Below are 14310 nucleotides of genomic sequence, written 5' to 3'. Positions count from 1 at the left end.
TGGCACCGTGCAGCTGACCCCGGTGCCCCAGGCCGTGCACCCGACGCCACGGCATCCGGCGGATCCCGACCCGGTGCGGTCCACGAAGGCCGGAGCCGTCTTCGCGCTCGGGCTGGTCGCGGCGATCACCGGGCTGCTGGTCGGCGGCGTGGTACCGGCCATGGTGGCACTGCTGCTCGCCCGCCAGGCGCGCCGGGAGGCGTACTCGTCGCGGGGTTATCTGACCGGGGCGGGCTGGCTGCGCCGTGGTGAACGCCTGGCCTGGACGGGCCTGCTCCTCGCCGCCGGGACGCTGACCCTGGCGCTGGTGCTCGGCATCTTCGACTGGGCCACCGGCCCGGTCGGGCAGGACTTCGGCCCCGGCATCGACTGACCGTGGCGGCACCGGGCCGGTCGCAGGACGAGGAGGAACGCAGGTGACCCAGTTCCCGGGGTACGGGACCGCAGCGCCGCCGGCCGGTCCGCCGGCCGGTGCCCGACCGGTGGCCCCGCCACCGCCGGAGGGACGGCTGTCACCCCGGCGGGTGGAGCAGGTGCCCGGCACGAGTTTCGGGCTGGTGCACCTGGAGGTGCGGCCGGTGGTGTCCGGCCTGGCGGTGACGTCGTTGATCGCCGGGGTCATCTCGGCACTGGTGTCGCTCGCCGTCGGCTGCCTGGGCTTGGCCGGCGCGGACGGCGGCTGGGGCGGTTGGGCGGCCGGGGCGTTCACCCTGCTCGGCGTCGCCTTCGGGGCGGCGGCCGTCGGTCTGGGCCTGCTCGGGCTGCGCCAGGTCCGGCAGACCGCGCCACCGCCGGCGGTGCGGTTCACCGGCCGTGGTCTGGCCATCGCCGGAATCAGCTGCGGCGGGGCGGGGCTGGCGGTGACCCTGTTCAGCTTCGCCCTCGCGCTCCTGTTGGTCGCCGCCTGACATCCGCAGGAGCACCCGGCACGTGCCAGTACGCCGCCCGCCGGGCCGGCACCCGGGCGAACCGGTACACTTGGTGACCGGAGCGGTCCGCTGCGGGCGGAGCAGCCAGACGGCCGATCCGAGGTCCGGGGTTCGGGTTCCGAGATTGCGGGGCCGGGGTCAGGAGTTCGGTGCCGCCGTTTTGACCTGCGCGCGCGTGGTGGGTACTCTATCCTCTTGTGCCCGGCCTGCCCGGGCAAGTCGTGCGTGCGCCCGATCCAGCCGATGGTCATCGAGCAGCGCAACGGCGGAGTGCAGATCCCGGTGGTTGACAGCTGACGGCCGGGTCCGCGTGCGGGCGACACGCCCGACCGCGGGTGCCGGTGCCCTGGCGGGTGGCCGGTCGGAATGTAGGAGAGTCGGCCTGCGGGGCGGCTGAGGAAAAGTGCGGCCGCCCGTGCGGCCGGAGGGAGCAAAGGAACCCGGTGCCAACGATCCAGCAGCTGGTCCGCAAGGGCCGCCAGGACAAGACGAGCAAGACCAAGACGCCGGCGCTCAAGGGCAGCCCGCAGCGTCGTGGCGTGTGCACCCGTGTGTACACCACCACCCCCAAGAAGCCGAACTCCGCGCTGCGCAAGGTCGCTCGGGTGAAGCTGAGCAGCCAGATCGAGGTGACCGCCTACATCCCCGGCGTCGGCCACAACCTGCAGGAGCACTCCATCGTGCTGGTGCGCGGCGGCCGGGTGAAGGACCTTCCGGGCGTCCGTTACAAGATCGTCCGCGGTTCGCTGGACACCCAGGGTGTCCGCAACCGCAAGCAGGCTCGCAGCCGCTACGGCGCGAAGAAGGAGAAGAGCTGAGATGCCGCGTAAAGGCCCTGCTCCGCGTCGCCCGCTGGTCGCGGACCCGGTGTACAACTCGCCGCTGGTAACCCAGTTGGTCAACAAGATCCTGATGCGGGGCAAGCGTCAGCTCGCCGAGCGGATCGTCTACGGCGCACTGGAGGGCTGCCGGGAGAAGTCCGGCACCGATCCGGTCGTCACCCTCAAGCGCGCCATGGACAACGTGAAGCCGACCCTGGAGGTCCGCAGCCGCCGGGTCGGTGGCGCGACGTACCAGGTGCCGGTGGAGGTCCGTCCGTCCCGGGCGACCACCCTCGGGCTGCGCTGGCTCGTCCAGTACTCCAAGGCGCGCCGGGAGAAGACGATGATCGAGCGGCTGATGAACGAGCTGCTGGACGCGAGCAACGGTCTCGGCGCGGCGGTCAAGCGCCGCGAGGACACCCACAAGATGGCGGAGTCCAACAAGGCCTTCGCCCACTACCGCTGGTAGGCCGCTGTCATGCCCGCCGGCACAGCCGCGCAGACACAGTCGACGACGAGACGAAGTAGGGATTGAAGTGGCCGCCGTAGACGCGCTCGCCAAGGTACGCAACATCGGCATCATGGCGCACATCGATGCCGGTAAGACCACGACCACTGAGCGGATCCTGTTCTACACCGGTATCACCTACAAGATCGGTGAGGTCCACGACGGTGCCGCCGTCATGGACTGGATGGAGCAGGAGCAGGAGCGGGGCATCACCATCACCTCCGCCGCCACCAAGTGTGAGTGGAAGGGCCACACGATCCAGATCATCGACACGCCGGGCCACGTCGACTTCACGGTCGAGGTCGAGCGGTCGTTGCGGGTGCTCGATGGTGCGGTCGCGGTCTACGACGGCGTGGCCGGCGTGGAGCCGCAGACCGAGAACGTGTGGCGGCAGGCGGACAAGTACAAGGTCCCCCGGATGTGCTTCGTCAACAAGCTGGACCGGACCGGTGCCGACTTCTTCCGCTGCGTACAGATGATGGTGGACCGGCTCAACGCCACCCCGCTGGTGCTGCAGATCCCGATCGGCCTCGAAGGCGACCACATCGGCGTCGTCGACCTGGTCGAGATGCGGGCGCTCACCTGGCGTGGGGATACTCAGAAGGGCGAGGACTACGCGGTCGAGGAGATCCCGGCCGACCTCGCCGACTCGGCCGCCGAGTGGCGGGAGAAGCTGCTGGAGACCCTCGCCGACGTGGACGACTCCGTCATGGAGAAGTACCTCGAGGGTGAGGAGTTGTCGGTCGACGAGATCAAGGCGGCGATCCGCCGGGCTACGCTCGCCGACCTGGGCAACCCGGTGCTGTGCGGTTCGGCGTTCAAGAACAAGGGCGTCCAGCCGATGCTGGACGCGGTGGTCGACTACCTGCCGTCGCCGCTGGACGTGCCGGCGATCGAGGGCACCGCGACGGACGGCGAGACCCCGATGTTGCGCAAGCCGGCGACGAACGAGCCGTTCTCCGGTCTCGCGTTCAAGATCCAGACCGACCGGCATCTCGGCAAGTTGACCTACGTACGGGTCTACTCCGGCACGCTGGACTCCGGGTCCCAGGTGGTCAACTCCACCAAGGACCGCAAGGAGCGGATCGGCAAGATCTACCAGATGCACGCGAACAAGCGTGAGGAGCGGGCGACCGCGATCGCCGGCGACATCATCGCCGTCCAGGGCCTCAAGCAGACCACCACCGGGGACACCCTGTGTGACCCGGCGAACCCGGTCATCCTGGAGTCGATGACGTTCCCGGAGCCGGTCATCGAGGTGGCGATCGAGCCCAAGACAAAGGCCGACCAGGAGAAGCTCTCCACCGCGATCCAGCGGCTGGCCGAGGAGGACCCGACCTTCCGCGTCAAGAACGACGAGGAGACCGGGCAGACGGTCATCGCCGGCATGGGCGAGCTGCACCTGGACATCCTGGTCGACCGGATGCGTCGCGAGTTCAACGTCGAGGCCAACATCGGCAAGCCGCAGGTGGCGTACCGGGAGACCATCCGCCGGAAGGTGGAGAAGGTCGAGTACACCCACAAGAAGCAGACCGGTGGTTCCGGCCAGTACGCCCGGGTGATCATCAGTCTGGAGCCGCTGCCGCAGGACAACGAGGCGCCGACCTACGAGTTCGCCAACGCGGTGACCGGTGGCCGGGTGCCGCGGGAGTTCATCCCGTCGGTCGACGCCGGTGCCCAGGACGCCATGCAGTACGGCATCCTCGCCGGCTACCCGCTGGTCGGGGTCAAGCTGACCCTGGTCGACGGGCAGTACCACGAGGTCGACTCGTCCGAGATGGCATTCAAGATCGCCGGCTCGATGGCGCTCAAGGAGGCCGCCCGCCGGGCGGACCCCGCGCTGCTCGAACCGATGATGGCCGTTGAGGTCACCTCTCCGGAGGAGAACATGGGTGACGTCATCGGCGACCTCAACTCCCGGCGTGGCATCATCCAGGCGATGGAGGAGCGCGGCGGAGCCCGCGTCGTCCGTGCCCTGGTGCCACTGTCGGAGATGTTCGGCTACGTCGGCGACCTGCGGTCGAAGACCCAGGGCCGGGCGAGCTACAGCATGCAGTTCGACTCCTACGCCGAAGTGCCGCAGAGCGTGGCGAAGGAAATCATCGCGAAGGCGACGGGCGAGTAACGGGCCGGGGAGTTGACCCTCCCCGGCCCGTCTCGGGCGAACTGCATACCGGGCCTGAAGGCGTGACCGCCGCAAGACCCGAGCACTTCCCGGTCGCCGACACCGGACCGGAAAGGCTGTCGACAGAGTCCTAAGCGCCGAACGGCGCGCCGGGCGTACGAACCAAGAAGTCCACAGGAGGACACCAGTGGCGAAGGCGAAGTTCGAGCGGACTAAGCCGCACGTCAACATCGGCACCATTGGTCACATCGACCACGGTAAGACGACGCTGACGGCGGCCATCACCAAGGTCCTGCACGACAGGATGCCGGACCTCAACCCGTACACGCCGTTCGACGAGATCGACAAGGCGCCGGAGGAGAAGGCCCGCGGCATCACGATCTCGATCGCGCACGTCGAGTACCAGACCGAGGCGCGGCACTACGCGCACGTCGACTGCCCCGGGCACGCCGACTACATCAAGAACATGATCACCGGTGCCGCGCAGATGGACGGCGCGATCCTGGTGGTCGCGGCGACCGACGGCCCGATGCCGCAGACCCGCGAGCACGTGCTGCTGGCCCGTCAGGTCGGCGTGCCGTACATCGTCGTGGCGCTCAACAAGAGCGACATGGTCGATGACGAGGAGCTGCTCGAGCTGGTCGAGCTCGAGGTCCGTGAGCTGCTGTCGGCCCAGGAGTACCCGGGCGACGACCTGCCGGTGGTCCGGGTCTCCGCGCTCAAGGCGCTGGAGGGCGACCAGGAGTGGTCCGACAAGCTCATGGAGCTGATGAACGCGGTCGACACCGCGATCCCGCAGCCCGAGCGGGAGACCGAGAAGCCGTTCCTGATGCCGATCGAGGACGTCTTCACGATCACCGGTCGGGGCACCGTGGTGACCGGTCGCGCCGAGCGTGGCGTGCTCAAGCCGAACGAGGAGGTGGAGATCGTCGGCATCCGTGAGAAGTCGATGAAGACCACCTGCACCGGTATCGAGATGTTCCGCAAGCTGCTCGACGAGGCGCGGGCCGGTGAGAACGTCGGTCTGCTGCTGCGTGGTATCAAGCGCGAGGACGTCGAGCGCGGCATGGTGGTCATCAAGCCGGGTACCACCACCCCGCACACGGAGTTCGAGGCGACGGTCTACATCCTCTCCAAGGAGGAGGGTGGCCGGCACACCCCGTTCTTCCAGAACTACCGTCCGCAGTTCTACTTCCGGACCACCGACGTGACCGGTGTGGTCACGCTGCCGGAAGGCACCGAGATGGTCATGCCCGGTGACAACACCTCGATGAGCGTGAAGCTGATCCAGCCGATCGCCATGGAGGAGAACCTGAAGTTCGCGATCCGGGAGGGTGGCCGCACCGTCGGCGCCGGCCGGGTCACCAAGATCATCAAGTGAACTGGTAGCCCGATTGGCCTTGCCGTACCTCGGTACGGCATACTAGTCAGGTTGCGTCCGCGTAGGGTGGCTGGCTGCCCGTCAGTCAGCCACCCTCGCACGGCGTCCGGGGCAGATGTGCCGCGGCACCCGCACTGTTCGGCAGCGTACGGCTATCGCCGCGTCGTCGACCGGAGCGGTGATGCCGCCGACCTGGCCCGGTGCCCAAGACCTCAGCGGTGGGGATCGTCTCCGCGTGGGGCCAGATCGCTCCGGTGTCCCGGGGCGGAGCCTGGTCAGCGGTTGCGACACGCCCGACCGCGGGGGTCGGACACCGAAATGAAACGGCAGCGCCGGGGTCCGACCGGCGGCATCCGCTCCGGCGAGCGGGCTCCATTGCGGGCGGAGAGAGAAGGAACAGAAGCCACCATGGCGGGACAAAAGATCCGCATCCGGCTCAAGGCCTATGACCACGAGGTCGTGGACTCCTCGGCGCGGAAGATCGTCGAGACGGTGACGCGCACCGGCGCTCAGGTCGCAGGCCCGGTGCCGCTGCCCACTGAGATCAACCGTTTCTGCGTCATCCGTTCGCCGCACAAGTACAAGGACTCGCGCGAGCACTTCGAGATGCGCACGCACAAGCGTCTGATCGACATCATCGACCCGACTCCGAAGACGGTCGATTCGCTGATGCGCCTCGACCTGCCGGCTGGCGTCGACATCGAGATCAAGCTGTAGGGACCGGACAATGGACAGGCAAGTGAAGGGCATCCTGGGCGCCAAGCTCGGCATGACCCAGGTCTGGGACAACAACCGGGTCGTCCCGGTGACGGTGGTGCAGGCCGGCCCGTGCGTGGTGACCCAGGTGCGGACCGCCGACAAGGACGGTTACGCCGCGGTTCAGCTCGCGTTCGGCGCGGTCGACCCGCGCAAGGTGAACAAGCCGGAATCCGGTCACTTCGCCAAGTCCGGCGTGGCACCGCGGCGGCACCTGGTCGAGCTGCGCACCACGGACGCCAGCGAGTACGAGCTGGGCCAGGAGATCACCGTCGAGACCTTCGAGCCGGGTTCCCGGATCGACGTCACCGGCCGGACCAAGGGCAAGGGCTTCGCCGGTGTCATGAAGCGGCACGGCTTCCATGGCCTGCGGGCCAGCCACGGTGTCGAGCGCAAGCACCGCTCGCCCGGCTCGATCGGCGCCTGCGCGACCCCGGGCCGCGTCTTCAAGGGCGTCAAGATGGCCGGCCGGATGGGCAGCGTGCGCTACACCGTGCAGAACCTCACCGTGCAGGCGGTCGACCTGGAGAGCAACCTGCTGCTCGTCAAGGGCGCGATCCCGGGTCCGGCCGGCGCGCTGATCCTGGTCCGCAGCGCGGCGAAGGCGCAGGCGAAGAAGGGCGGTGCCGGCAAATGACCACCGTTGACGTGATCAGCCCCGAGGGTGCCAAGAGCGGCACCGTCGACCTGCCGGGCGAGGTCTTCGACGTACAGGCCAACATCGCCCTGATGCACCAGGTCGTGACCGCCCAGCTCGCCGCCGCGCGACAGGGCACCCACAAGACGAAGACCCGAGGCGAGGTCGCCGGCGGCGGTAAGAAGCCGTACAAGCAGAAGGGCACCGGGCGCGCCCGGCAGGGCTCGATCCGCGCGCCGCAGTTCGCCGGCGGTGGCGTGGTGCACGGCCCGGTCCCGCGCGACTACAGCCAGCGGACCCCCAAGAAGATGAAGGCCGCCGCGCTGCGCGGTGCCCTCTCCGACCGGGCGCGGTCCGGACAGCTGCACGTCGTGGAGGCGTTCGTCACCGGCGAGCAGCCGTCGACCAAGAGCGCCCTGGCCACGCTGCGCAAGGTCAGCTCCGCCAAGCGGGTGCTGGTCGTGCTGAGCGCGACCGACGAACTCAACTGGCTGTCGCTGCGCAACCTGCGCAACAGCACGCCGCTGGTGCACCTCATCGAGGTGGGTCAGCTCAACACGTACGACGTGCTGGTCGCCGACGACGTGGTCTTCACCAAGGGAGCTCTCGACGAGTTCCTCGGTGTTCCGGCGCAGACCGAGGAGGGCGACAAGTGAGCACGATTGCCGACCCGCGCGACATCATCGTGGCGCCGGTGGTCTCGGAGAAGAGCTACGCCGAGCTCAACCGGAACTGGTACACGTTCATGGTCCACCCGGACGCCAACAAGACCCAGATCAAGATCGCGATCCAGCAGATCTTCGACGTCCGCGTGCTGACCGTGAACACGCTCAACCGCGAGGGCAAGCGCAAGCGCACCCGTACCGGCTTCGGGCAGCGCAAGGCGACCAAGCGGGCGATGGTGAAGCTGGCCGACGGTGACCGTATCGAGGCCTTCGGCGGCCCGGTCAGCTGAGGGGTGTAGACAATGCCAATCCGTAAGTACAAGCCGACGACGCCGGGCCGCCGTGGTTCGTCCGTCGCCGACTTCGCCGAGATCACCCGGTCCACACCGGAGAAGTCGCTGCTGGTGCCGCTGCCCAAGAAGGGCGGCCGGAACACGCACGGCCGGATCACCGCCCGGCACCACGGCGGTGGCCACAAGCGCCAGTACCGGCTGATCGACTTCAAGCGGGTCGACAAGGACGGCGTACCGGCCAAGGTCGCGCACATCGAGTACGACCCGAACCGGACCGCCCGGATCGCACTGCTGCACTACGCCGACGGCGAGAAGCGCTACATCATCGCGCCGAAGGACCTGAAGCAGGGCGACACCGTCGAGTCCGGTCCGGCCGCCGACATCAAGCCCGGCAACAACCTGCCGCTGCGCAACATCCCGGTCGGTTCGACCATCCACGGTGTGGAGCTGCGGCCGGGTGGCGGCGCCAAGCTGGCCCGCTCGGCCGGCACCGGCATCCAGTTGCTCGGCCGGGAAGGCGCCTACGCGACGCTGCGGATGCCCTCCGGTGAGATCCGCCGGGTCGACGTGCGCTGTCGGGCCACCATCGGCGAGATCGGCAACGCCGACCAGTCAAACATCAACTGGGGCAAGGCGGGCCGCATGCGGTGGAAGGGCAAGCGCCCGACCGTCCGTGGCGTCGCGATGAACCCGGTCGACCACCCGCACGGTGGTGGTGAGGGCAAGACCTCCGGTGGTCGCCACCCGGTGAACCCGAAGGGCAAGCCGGAGGGCCGGACCCGTCGTAAGGGCCAGCCGAGTGACCGGCTGATCGTCCGCCGCCGCTACGCCACCCGCAAGCGCGGCTAGAAGGAGTCTGGTAGCACATGCCTCGCAGCCTGAAGAAGGGCCCGTTCGTCGACGACCACCTGATGAAGAAGGTGGAGACGCAGAACGACAAGGGCTCGAAGAACGTCATCAAGACCTGGTCGCGGCGCTCGACGATCACCCCGGAGATGCTCGGGCACACGATCGCCGTGCACGACGGACGCAAGCACGTCCCGGTGTTCATCACCGAGTCGATGGTCGGGCACAAGCTCGGCGAGTTTGCCCTGACCCGCACCTTCAAGGGTCACGAGAAGGACGACCGCAAGAGCCGTCGGCGCTGAGTCGCGGGCACGGATAGAGGATCAAGGGGTTACAGCGATGCCAGTGAAGGGCGACGCTCCGGTGCTTCCGGGCGCGCGGGCGGTTGCGCGGTACGTGCGCATCTCGCCGATGAAGGCGCGTCGGGTGGTCGACCTCGTCCGCGGTCTGCCCGCGAAGGAGGCACTCACCGTCCTGCAGTTCGCGCCGCAGGCCGCCAGTGAGCAGGTGTACAAGGTCCTGGCCAGCGCGATCGCCAACGCCGAGAACAACGAGCAGCTGGACCCCGACGCGCTGCTGGTCAGCGAGGCGTTCGTGGACGAGGGTCCGACGCTGAAGCGGTTCCGGCCACGGGCGCAGGGCCGGGCGTACCGGATCCGCAAGCGGACCTGCCACATCACCATCGCGGTGGAGGCCGTCGCTGCGGCGAAGCCGACCCGGCGGGCGGCCAAGGCCCAGCCGGCGAAGGCCGCGAAGAAGGCCCAGCCGGCCGAGGCGGCAGCGACCGAGGCGCAGCCGGCGGCCGTGGAGCAGACCGAGAGCACGGCGCAGGGCACGACCGCGAACGAGCCGGCCGGCGGCAAGCAGAGCAGCACGGAGGGTGCCGAGTAATGGGTCAGAAAGTTCACCCGCACGGGTTCCGGCTCGGCATCTCGACCGACTGGAAGTCGCGCTGGTACGCGGAGAAGCTGTACAAGGACTACATCGCCGAGGACGTCAAGATCCGCCGGATGATGTCCAGCGGTCTCGAGCGGGCCGGTATCTCCAAGGTCGACATCGAGCGGACCCGCGACCGGGTCCGGGTCGACATCCACACCGCCCGCCCGGGCATCGTCATCGGCCGAAAGGGCGCCGAGGCGGACCGGATCCGGGGCAAGCTGGAGAAGCTCACCGGCAAGCAGGTGCAGCTCAACATCCTCGAGGTGAAGAGCCCCGAGTCGGACGCACAGCTGGTCGCGCAGGGCGTCGCCGAGCAGCTGGCCAGCCGGGTCAGCTTCCGGCGGGCGATGCGCAAGGCCATGCAGTCGGCGATGAAGAACCCGATCGTCAAGGGCATCCGGGTGCAGGTTTCCGGCCGGCTCGGCGGTGCGGAGATGAGCCGTACCGAGTTCTACCGTGAGGGTCGGGTGCCGCTGCACACGCTGCGGGCCAACATCGAGTACGGCTTCTTCGAGGCCCGGACCACCTTTGGCCGGATCGGCGTCAAGGTGTGGATCTACAAGGGCGACGCGGTCCCGGGGCGGGAGGCCCCGGCCGAGGCGCCCAGCCGTCCCCGCCGGGAGCGGCCGGACCGGCCCCGTCGCGGGCGTTCCGGCTCCAGCGGGACGACCGCCGGTGGCACCGAGGCCGGCCGGGCGGCCGCCGCGGAGATCTCCGGTGGCCCGTCGACCACGACCAGCAGTGCCGCGCCGGCTGATGCCGCGCCGGCCACTCCGGCCGCTTCGGCCGGAGCGGACAGCTCAGCGCAGGAGGGCTGACAGATGCTGATCCCGCGCAAGCCCCCGAAGGGCTTCCGCAAGCCGCATCACCCGAGCCGTACCGGCGCCGCCAAGGGCGGCACCCGGGTGGTGTTCGGCGAGTTCGGTATCCAGGCGCTCGAGCCGGCGTATGTGACCAACCGTCAGATCGAGTCGGCCCGTATCGCCATGACCCGCCACATCAAGCGTGGCGGCAAGGTCTGGATCACGGTCTTCCCTGACCAGGCGCTGACCAAGAAGCCGGCCGAGACCCGGATGGGGTCCGGTAAGGGCTCGCCCGAGTGGTGGGTCGCCAACATCAAGCCGGGACGGGTGCTCTTCGAGATGTCCTTCCCGAACGAGCAGATCGCGCGTGAGGCGATGCGTCGTGCGATCCACAAGCTCCCGATGAAGTGCCGCATCGTGACGCGCGAAGTGGGTGAAAGCTGATGGCAGCGGGCGTTTCGGCCGCCGAGATGCGTGAACTCTCCGAAGAGGAGCTGGTCACGAAGCTGCGGGAGGCCAAGGCGGAGCTGTTCAACCTCCGCGTGCAGGCCGCGACCGGTCAGCTGGACAACAACCGTCGGCTGCAGGTCATCCGTCGGGAGATCGCCCGGATCTACACGATCATGCGTGAGCGTGAGTTGGGACTCTCCGCCGCGCCGACTGAGGTGGCTGCATCATGAGTGAGAACACCGCCCCCGAGCAGGGCGCAACGGTCGTCCGGGCCCGCCGCAAGGTTCGCGAAGGGCTCGTGGTCAGCGACAAGATGGAAAAGACCGTCGTCGTCGAGGTCGAGGACCGGGTCAAGCACCGGCTGTACGGCAAGGTCATGCGCCGTACCAGCAAGCTGAAGGCACACGACGAGCAGAACGCGTGCGGGGTCGGTGACCGGGTGCTGCTGATGGAGACCCGGCCGCTGTCCGCCACCAAGCGGTGGCGGGTCGTCGAGATCCTCGAGAAGGCGAAGTAGCCGGGCGGCCCGTCCGCCGCCGTGGCGCGGTGTTCGGGTCGGTCGGGTCCGGATGACAGCCCGCGCGTAGCGCGGACCAGGTTCTTCCAAGCTCCGGGTGACCGGAGGACTGGCAGACATAGGAGATAGACGTGATCCAGCAGGAGTCGCGACTGCGTGTCGCCGACAACACGGGTGCCCGGGAGATCCTGTGCATCCGGGTGCTCGGTGGCTCCGGTCGGCGCTACGCAGGCATCGGCGACGTGATCGTCGGGACGGTCAAGGACGCGATTCCCGGCGCCGGTGTGAAGAAGGGCGACGTGGTGAAGGCCGTCGTGGTCCGGACCGCGAAGGAGAAGCGGCGGCCGGACGGGTCGTACATCCGCTTCGACGAGAACGCTGCCGTCATCATCAAGGACGGTGGGGACCCGCGCGGTACCCGCATCTTCGGCCCGGTCGGGCGTGAGCTGCGGGACAAGCGGTTCATGAAGATCATTTCTTTGGCGCCGGAGGTGCTGTGACCGTGAAGGTGAAGAAGGGCGACACGGTCGTCGTCATCGCCGGTAAGGACAAGGGTGCCAAGGGCAAGGTCATCGCGGCCTACCCGCGGCAGGACAAGGTCCTCGTCGAAGGCGTGAACCGGATCAAGAAGCACACCCGCATCCAGACCACCCAGCGCGGCGGGCAGACCGGTGGCATCGTCACCCAGGAAGCTCCGATCCACGTCTCGAACGTGCAGGTGCTCGACTCCGACGGCAAGCCGACCCGGGTCGGTTACCGGTTCGACGACAGCGGCCAGAAGGTGCGGATCGCGCGTAGCAACGGTAAGGACCTGTGATGACCACCGCTACCCAGACCAGGCCGGCGCCGCGCCTCAAGCAGCGGTACCGCGAGGAGACCATCGCGCAGCTGCGTGAGCAGTTCCAGTACGCGAACCCGATGCAGGTTCCGGGGCTAGTCAAGATCGTCGTGAACATGGGTGTCGGCGAGGCCGCCCGGGACGCCAAGCTGATCGACGGTGCCCTGCGTGACCTGGCCACCATCACCGGTCAGAAGCCGCAGGTGCGTCGGGCGACCAAGTCGATCGCGCAGTTCAAGCTCCGCGAGGGGATGCCGATCGGCGCGAAGGTCACCCTGCGCGGTGACCGGATGTGGGAGTTCCTGGACCGGCTGCTGTCCATCGCGCTGCCCCGAATCCGGGACTTCCGCGGGCTGGACGGTCGCAAGCTCGACGGCAACGGCAACTACACCTTCGGGCTCACCGAGCAGTCGGTGTTCCACGAGATCGACCAGGACCGGATCGACCGCACCCGGGGCATGGACATCACGGTGGTGACCACCGCCAAGACCGACGACGAGGGCCGGGCGCTGCTCAAGCTCCTGGGCTTCCCGTTCAAGGAGAACTGAGCTATGGCCAAGAAGGCGCTGATCATCAAGGCCGCCGCGAAGCCGAAGTTCTCGGTGCGCGCGTACACCCGTTGCCAGCGGTGCGGGCGGCCCAAGGCGGTCTACCGCAAGTTCGGCCTCTGCCGGGTCTGCATCCGGGAGATGGCGCACCGCGGTGAGCTGCCCGGTGTGTCGAAGGCTTCCTGGTAACCCCACCTTGACAGGTCTTCGCCGTAGGCCCGGTGGCGCGGCCACCGGGAACCCCGGCGAGAAAGGTTGACGAGACCCATGACGATGACCGACCCGATCGCAGACATGCTGACCCGTCTGCGCAACGCCAACCAGGCGTACCACGACCGGGTGACGATGCCGTACTCGAAGGTCAAGGCGAACATCGCCGAGGTCCTCAAGGCCGAGGGTTACATCTCGACCTGGCAGGTCGAGGACCCCGCGGAGGGTGCCGTCGGCCGGCGGCTGGTGGTCGATTTGAAGTACGGCCAGAACCGGGAGCGTAGCCTCGCCGGGATCAAGCGCGTGTCCAAGCCGGGTCTGCGGGTGTACGCCAAGTCGGATGAGCTGCCCCGAGTGCTCGGCGGCCTGGGCGTGGCGATCATTTCGACGTCCCAGGGGCTGCTCACCGACCGGCAGGCCCGTAAGCGGAGCGTGGGCGGGGAAGTCCTCGCCTTCGTCTGGTAATCGGGAGACTGGTAACAATGTCGCGTATTGGACGTAAGTCGATCCCGGTGCCGGCCGGCGTCGATGTCAAGATCGATGGCCAGACCGTCACGGTCAAGGGCCCCAAGGGCGAGCTGTCGCACGTCCTGCCCGAGTCGATCACCGTAGAGCGGACCGAGGACGGTCAGCTCCAGATCAACCGGGCAAACGACGAGCGCCAGGCCAAGGAACTGCACGGGCTGAGCCGCACCCTGGTGTCGAACATGGTCATCGGGGTGACCGACGGTTACCGCAAGACCCTGGAGATCGCGGGTACCGGTTACCGGGTCACCGCCAAGGGCAAGGACCTGGAGTTCGCGCTCGGGTTCTCGCACCCGGTGCTGGTGCCGGCCCCGGAGGGGATCACCTTCACCGTGGAGCGGCCGACGCTGTTCCACGTGGCCGGGATCAACAAGTGGCAGGTCGGTGAGGTCGCCGCCAACATCCGGAAGATCCGCCCGCCGGAGCCGTACAAGGGCAAGGGCGTGAAGTACCAGGGTGAGGTCATCCGCCGCAAGGCCGGAAAGGCAGGTAAGAAGTGAGCGCGAGGAGCGAGCTTGC

General features: G+C 68.3%; 23 protein-coding genes. All 23 read left to right on the top strand.

Annotation, left to right across the window (positions count from 1 at the left end):
• Positions 1 to 7: 7 nt before the first annotated feature.
• The 23 genes from EDC02_RS33235 (at position 8) to rplF (ending at position 14291) form a co-directional block, all read left to right on the top strand.
• Positions 8 to 373, top strand: a complete 366-nt coding sequence (locus tag EDC02_RS33235; RefSeq protein ID WP_123606154.1) for a hypothetical protein — start codon at positions 8 to 10, stop codon at positions 371 to 373.
• Between the two features lie 160 nt (positions 374 to 533).
• Complete coding sequence (locus tag EDC02_RS33230; protein WP_123607342.1) at positions 534 to 908, top strand: hypothetical protein; 375 nt, start codon at positions 534 to 536, stop codon at positions 906 to 908.
• 464 nt (positions 909 to 1372) lie between these two features.
• Positions 1373 to 1747 (top strand): 30S ribosomal protein S12, encoded by a 375-nt coding sequence (gene rpsL, locus EDC02_RS33225; protein WP_123606153.1) that lies wholly within the window; start codon positions 1373 to 1375, stop codon positions 1745 to 1747.
• A gap of 1 nt (position 1748) precedes the next feature.
• On the top strand, positions 1749 to 2219 hold the full coding sequence (gene rpsG / locus EDC02_RS33220) for a 30S ribosomal protein S7 (protein WP_123606152.1): 471 nt from the start codon (positions 1749 to 1751) through the stop codon (positions 2217 to 2219).
• Between the two features lie 67 nt (positions 2220 to 2286).
• Positions 2287 to 4383 (top strand): elongation factor G, encoded by a 2097-nt coding sequence (fusA, locus tag EDC02_RS33215; RefSeq protein ID WP_123606151.1) that lies wholly within the window; start codon positions 2287 to 2289, stop codon positions 4381 to 4383.
• 187 nt (positions 4384 to 4570) lie between these two features.
• On the top strand, positions 4571 to 5764 hold the full coding sequence (gene tuf, locus EDC02_RS33210; RefSeq protein ID WP_123606150.1) for an elongation factor Tu: 1194 nt from the start codon (positions 4571 to 4573) through the stop codon (positions 5762 to 5764).
• 408 nt (positions 5765 to 6172) lie between these two features.
• Positions 6173 to 6481 carry a 30S ribosomal protein S10 gene (rpsJ, locus tag EDC02_RS33205; RefSeq protein WP_007073037.1) on the top strand — a complete coding sequence of 103 codons (309 nt, stop codon included), beginning with the start codon at positions 6173 to 6175 and terminating at the stop codon, positions 6479 to 6481.
• Positions 6482 to 6491: 10 nt separating this feature from the next.
• Complete coding sequence (gene rplC, locus EDC02_RS33200) at positions 6492 to 7157, top strand: 50S ribosomal protein L3 (protein ID WP_123606149.1); 666 nt, start codon at positions 6492 to 6494, stop codon at positions 7155 to 7157.
• Complete coding sequence (gene rplD, locus EDC02_RS33195) at positions 7154 to 7813, top strand: 50S ribosomal protein L4 (RefSeq protein ID WP_123606148.1); 660 nt, start codon at positions 7154 to 7156, stop codon at positions 7811 to 7813. The genes rplC and rplD overlap by 4 nt, the downstream gene beginning before the upstream one ends.
• Complete coding sequence (rplW, locus tag EDC02_RS33190) at positions 7810 to 8112, top strand: 50S ribosomal protein L23 (protein ID WP_123606147.1); 303 nt, start codon at positions 7810 to 7812, stop codon at positions 8110 to 8112. Before rplD ends, rplW begins: the two co-directional genes overlap by 4 nt.
• 12 nt (positions 8113 to 8124) lie before the next feature.
• Positions 8125 to 8964, top strand: coding sequence for a 50S ribosomal protein L2 (gene rplB, locus EDC02_RS33185; protein WP_123606146.1), 840 nt, complete (start codon positions 8125 to 8127; stop codon positions 8962 to 8964).
• 17 nt (positions 8965 to 8981) lie between these two features.
• Complete coding sequence (rpsS, locus tag EDC02_RS33180) at positions 8982 to 9263, top strand: 30S ribosomal protein S19 (RefSeq protein WP_123606145.1); 282 nt, start codon at positions 8982 to 8984, stop codon at positions 9261 to 9263.
• A 37-nt stretch (positions 9264 to 9300) separates the two neighbouring features.
• Positions 9301 to 9852, top strand: coding sequence for a 50S ribosomal protein L22 (gene rplV, locus EDC02_RS33175; protein WP_123606144.1), 552 nt, complete (start codon positions 9301 to 9303; stop codon positions 9850 to 9852).
• Positions 9852 to 10718, top strand: coding sequence for a 30S ribosomal protein S3 (rpsC, locus tag EDC02_RS33170; protein ID WP_123606143.1), 867 nt, complete (start codon positions 9852 to 9854; stop codon positions 10716 to 10718). The genes rplV and rpsC overlap by 1 nt, the downstream gene beginning before the upstream one ends.
• Positions 10719 to 10721: 3 nt before the next feature.
• Entirely contained in the window at positions 10722 to 11147 is a 426-nt protein-coding gene (gene rplP, locus EDC02_RS33165) for a 50S ribosomal protein L16 (RefSeq protein ID WP_123606142.1), read from the top strand.
• Positions 11147 to 11383, top strand: coding sequence for a 50S ribosomal protein L29 (gene rpmC / locus EDC02_RS33160; protein WP_123606141.1), 237 nt, complete (start codon positions 11147 to 11149; stop codon positions 11381 to 11383). Before rplP ends, rpmC begins: the two co-directional genes overlap by 1 nt.
• Positions 11380 to 11670: a 30S ribosomal protein S17 gene (gene rpsQ / locus EDC02_RS33155; protein WP_123606140.1), complete on the top strand. Its 291-nt coding sequence runs from the start codon at positions 11380 to 11382 to the stop codon at positions 11668 to 11670. Before rpmC ends, rpsQ begins: the two co-directional genes overlap by 4 nt.
• Before the next feature lie 131 nt (positions 11671 to 11801).
• Complete coding sequence (gene rplN / locus EDC02_RS33150) at positions 11802 to 12170, top strand: 50S ribosomal protein L14 (RefSeq protein WP_123606139.1); 369 nt, start codon at positions 11802 to 11804, stop codon at positions 12168 to 12170.
• Positions 12167 to 12487 (top strand): 50S ribosomal protein L24, encoded by a 321-nt coding sequence (gene rplX, locus EDC02_RS33145; protein ID WP_123606138.1) that lies wholly within the window; start codon positions 12167 to 12169, stop codon positions 12485 to 12487. The genes rplN and rplX overlap by 4 nt, the downstream gene beginning before the upstream one ends.
• The gene (gene rplE, locus EDC02_RS33140) at positions 12487 to 13056 is read left to right on the top strand and encodes a 50S ribosomal protein L5 (RefSeq protein ID WP_123606137.1); all 570 of its coding nucleotides are present in this window, start codon (positions 12487 to 12489) and stop codon (positions 13054 to 13056) included. Before rplX ends, rplE begins: the two co-directional genes overlap by 1 nt.
• Positions 13057 to 13059: 3 nt before the next feature.
• On the top strand, positions 13060 to 13245 hold the full coding sequence (locus EDC02_RS33135; RefSeq protein WP_007465272.1) for a type Z 30S ribosomal protein S14: 186 nt from the start codon (positions 13060 to 13062) through the stop codon (positions 13243 to 13245).
• A 78-nt stretch (positions 13246 to 13323) separates the two neighbouring features.
• Positions 13324 to 13731, top strand: coding sequence for a 30S ribosomal protein S8 (gene rpsH, locus EDC02_RS33130; RefSeq protein WP_123606136.1), 408 nt, complete (start codon positions 13324 to 13326; stop codon positions 13729 to 13731).
• 17 nt (positions 13732 to 13748) lie between these two features.
• Positions 13749 to 14291: a 50S ribosomal protein L6 gene (gene rplF, locus EDC02_RS33125; protein WP_123606135.1), complete on the top strand. Its 543-nt coding sequence runs from the start codon at positions 13749 to 13751 to the stop codon at positions 14289 to 14291.
• Positions 14292 to 14310: the final 19 nt, after the last annotated feature.

It is taken from the genome of Micromonospora sp. Llam0, from assembly GCF_003751085.1.
Taxonomy (GTDB): Bacteria; Actinomycetota; Actinomycetes; order Mycobacteriales; family Micromonosporaceae; genus Micromonospora_E.
Note: the sequence above shows the minus strand (reverse complement) of the source record. Positions and strands in the feature narration are given on the sequence as shown.

Coding starts and splice junctions, on each gene's coding strand:
- rplD (WP_123606148.1), top strand. CDS start 7,154: ATGACCACCGTTGACGTGATCAGCCCCGAGGGTGCCAAGAGCGGCACC.
- rpsS (WP_123606145.1), top strand. CDS start 8,982: ATGCCTCGCAGCCTGAAGAAGGGCCCGTTCGTCGACGACCACCTGATG.
- rplF (WP_123606135.1), top strand. CDS start 13,749: ATGTCGCGTATTGGACGTAAGTCGATCCCGGTGCCGGCCGGCGTCGAT.
- rplB (WP_123606146.1), top strand. CDS start 8,125: ATGCCAATCCGTAAGTACAAGCCGACGACGCCGGGCCGCCGTGGTTCG.
- rpsQ (WP_123606140.1), top strand. CDS start 11,380: ATGAGTGAGAACACCGCCCCCGAGCAGGGCGCAACGGTCGTCCGGGCC.
- rplP (WP_123606142.1), top strand. CDS start 10,722: ATGCTGATCCCGCGCAAGCCCCCGAAGGGCTTCCGCAAGCCGCATCAC.
- rpsJ (WP_007073037.1), top strand. CDS start 6,173: ATGGCGGGACAAAAGATCCGCATCCGGCTCAAGGCCTATGACCACGAG.
- rpsC (WP_123606143.1), top strand. CDS start 9,852: ATGGGTCAGAAAGTTCACCCGCACGGGTTCCGGCTCGGCATCTCGACC.
- rpsG (WP_123606152.1), top strand. CDS start 1,749: ATGCCGCGTAAAGGCCCTGCTCCGCGTCGCCCGCTGGTCGCGGACCCG.
- rpsH (WP_123606136.1), top strand. CDS start 13,324: ATGACGATGACCGACCCGATCGCAGACATGCTGACCCGTCTGCGCAAC.
- rplC (WP_123606149.1), top strand. CDS start 6,492: ATGGACAGGCAAGTGAAGGGCATCCTGGGCGCCAAGCTCGGCATGACC.
- rpmC (WP_123606141.1), top strand. CDS start 11,147: ATGGCAGCGGGCGTTTCGGCCGCCGAGATGCGTGAACTCTCCGAAGAG.
- rplE (WP_123606137.1), top strand. CDS start 12,487: ATGACCACCGCTACCCAGACCAGGCCGGCGCCGCGCCTCAAGCAGCGG.
- rplV (WP_123606144.1), top strand. CDS start 9,301: ATGCCAGTGAAGGGCGACGCTCCGGTGCTTCCGGGCGCGCGGGCGGTT.
- EDC02_RS33135 (WP_007465272.1), top strand. CDS start 13,060: ATGGCCAAGAAGGCGCTGATCATCAAGGCCGCCGCGAAGCCGAAGTTC.